This window comes from Dorea sp. AM58-8 (assembly GCF_003464045.1).
GTDB classification, from domain to species: domain Bacteria; phylum Bacillota; class Clostridia; order Lachnospirales; family Lachnospiraceae; genus Claveliimonas; species Claveliimonas ammoniilytica.
In genome coordinates, this window is sequence record NZ_QSDM01000046.1 from 1 (window position 1) to 2,703 (window position 2,703).

General features: G+C 53.9%; 4 protein-coding genes. 3 read left to right on the top strand and 1 reads right to left on the bottom strand.

Annotated features, from left to right (window positions below):
- The 3 genes from DXA18_RS15895 to DXA18_RS15320 all read left to right on the top strand — a co-directional run.
- Window positions 1-260, top strand: a 260-nt coding sequence (locus tag DXA18_RS15895; protein ID WP_207661826.1) for a hypothetical protein, incomplete at its 5' end; no start/stop codon positions are given.
- A gap of 44 nt (window positions 261-304) precedes the next feature.
- A complete protein-coding gene (locus DXA18_RS15315; protein ID WP_118384578.1) occupies window positions 305-640 on the top strand; it encodes a hypothetical protein in 336 nt (111 codons plus the stop codon).
- A 24-nt stretch (window positions 641-664) separates the two neighbouring features.
- Window positions 665-1,375, top strand: coding sequence for a hypothetical protein (locus DXA18_RS15320; RefSeq protein ID WP_118384579.1), 711 nt, complete (start codon window positions 665-667; stop codon window positions 1,373-1,375).
- Between the two features lie 138 nt (window positions 1,376-1,513).
- Here DXA18_RS15320 and DXA18_RS15325 read toward each other — a convergent pair.
- Window positions 1,514-2,703: hypothetical protein (locus DXA18_RS15325; protein ID WP_207661827.1), on the bottom strand; the 1,190-nt coding region annotated here is incomplete at its 5' end.

Sequence of the window (2,703 nt, forward strand, 5' to 3'; positions counted from 1 at the left end):
GTGAGCAGGTGGTCGTGCCCTTTGGTACTTCCGAGGAAGCCGCCTACTATGCGCAGGTATGCCGCGAGAATGGTACCTATGCCGCCGCCTACACGGACAAACAGGGAAATGGGTTCCTTGCCTTTGCCAAGCGCATCCGAACACCAGCCGGAAAGCGAGATGCCGGAAAACGTTCTCTCCACCGTTCTGTAACATGCGTTTGCCAAGAAAGAACATGTGTTCAAGTTCTATATTGCCGTAACACCGGCATTATAGTATAATGGTAACATATGATAACAGCCATCTGGCGGAAAGGACGATAGGTATGGCAGAAATAGAAAAGAGACCTTGGCGCTTCACCATCGAGTTCGATGAGGAGAAGGCAAAAAGGAACGGCTACAACGTAGATGACCTCTACGACTGCGTGGGAGAATACGCGGAGCAAATGGGCAACGTCCGCATCGGCCTTGGCACTTGGCAGGCAAAGAACCGAAAGGTGCAGTTCGGGGCGCAGTGCCCGGTTTGCGCCACCCTTTCTAAACAGCCTTGGGTCATGCAGAACATTAAGTCTTGGCGCACCTATGAGGACATGAATGAATCGGAGGGCGAAGACTACCTACAGGTAATCCGGGATATCAGCCCGAAACGCATTTACGACTAGCCGCATTCGTACTTAGGATTCCAGATGGAACTTGATAGGAAAGCATTTCACTTCGACCTAGACAACGAGTCTGTCGAACGCTTCTATACCGGTAAAAGGAATGCATGGTCAGATATTCAGGACTTTCTGGAATCCCATAGCTTTGAGAAGCTGCAATATTCTGGATATGAATCGGCAGAAAATATCGTTATGTCCTATCAACGTGCTTATGGCACCATAGATGAGATGATGGACAAGTTTCCTTGGTTCCAAAAATGCGTGAAAGCGGCCACCTTCACGGAAATCGGTGAAAGCTACGATGTGAAGGAGTTTCTTGAAAAAGGAATGCAGTTATCCCCTTCCTCTCGTCACGACACCCGTAAGGAGCTTCACTTCGATTTGGGAACGGCTGCGCTCAGCGAAAATTACAGCTCCATCAGGCCGAATGCTTGGCGCGGTGCCTGGACGCTTATCCGCATCTTCATGGAGCGCAACGGATTCATCCACACTCAGTATTCCGGCTACGAATCAAAGGCGGCAATGCCGATTGACAAGGCAATGGCCGTCATGGAGGAATTGCAGCAAAGATATCCTTGGTTCAAGGATTCCCTTCTCGCCGCATCGCTCACCGAAGTCGGCGAACGCCACGATGCCCTCTCCTATATCAAGGGTTCCAGTGGCACCATCGTTCCGGTGCCCACCCATTCGCTTGAGCTTGAGGAGCCGGATTTCTTCGGTTCCGAATCGGTGATATGAAAAGTGCGACCGCAGAGCTATCGAAACAGAACGGGTCGGAACCACCGAAAGACCTGAACAACGAGCATTAGAAAAAGCCCCGTCCAAATGGACGGGGCTTTCCTTGTCTGAAATAGACGATTGCCTTGCTCTTTCAAGTTATTTCGTGGCACCGCAGGAAGAACACTTGTACCCAGTGGTCACGGTCTCGTCCCATGCTGCGCTCACCCGCACCTGCTCGTCCCATGCTGCTTTGTCGGTCACAGTTTCATAATACCCCTGCTTTACAGTCACATAGATAGAGTGGTAGCCTCCGCAATTACCACCATTCATAAGAGAGTTGTTAATATGTCCCCATGGGTCTGACGTAATATCCGCACCGCACTGGTTACAGATATAGTGTTCCTCCGTCACCGCGTCATGCCATACCTGATGCGTCACCGCATCGTGGTGGACGGTCTTGTATTGCGCGTCGTGATGGACGGTCTTGGTCTGGGCAACCCAGTTGTGCTGGTGCGCCGTGGTGTCATCCTTCTTTAATGAGCCGCCCGAGCTGGAACCGGAGCCGGAGTTTCCGCTACCTCCGCTCGGCTTGCTGTCCGACTTATTTCCAGAAGCGTTGTTTCCGCTGTCGTTCTTGGAACCGGAATCGTTCTTCTTGCCGTTAGAGGTCTCCGGTGTCTTCGCATCGGACTTGTCCTCCTTGGCGGTCTCCTCGGCCTTCCCGGTCTCCTTCTCGACGGCATCCGCGTCGGCGTTCGGGTTCTTCTTGATGTTGTCCTCGAACTTCTTCGCGAGCGCCGCGCCCCTGTCTCCGGTCAGGGTGAAATCGCCCTTCTTCACGGCTGCTGCAACGTCCTTGGCGATGGCGGTCAGGTCATCTTTCGTCACCTTGTCCGCATCCACCTTTTCGAGCGTGATGACGGTACCGTTCGTTTTCTTGTCATCTTTCCCGGCCTTGACCTTACTGGACGCGGCCTTATAGGTAGAGCCGTCCGCGTTCACCGGCGGGATGAGGGTGACGGTGTAGGTGCCGGACTTGCCGACCTCTACGGTCACCTGCTTGTTCGCGGCGATGGCGGTGTAGAAGTCTACTTCCCCGTCCGCATCCTCTATATGGGCGATAACGGGCGTGGAAGTGTCCGCATCCCAGCCGTCAGCCTTTACCTCAAGGGCAAGTACCATGTCCTGCTTCTCATCGTCCTTTGACTGGGACACCGCAGGGGCATTGGAATCTCCTGTCCAACTGGCATGTGAGATGGCGTAAGCCCCGCCGCCGATGAGAAGCGCCGCACAGAGGATTCCCGCACCAGCCACGCAGACCTGCTTACGGGAGAACTCGCGCCCGA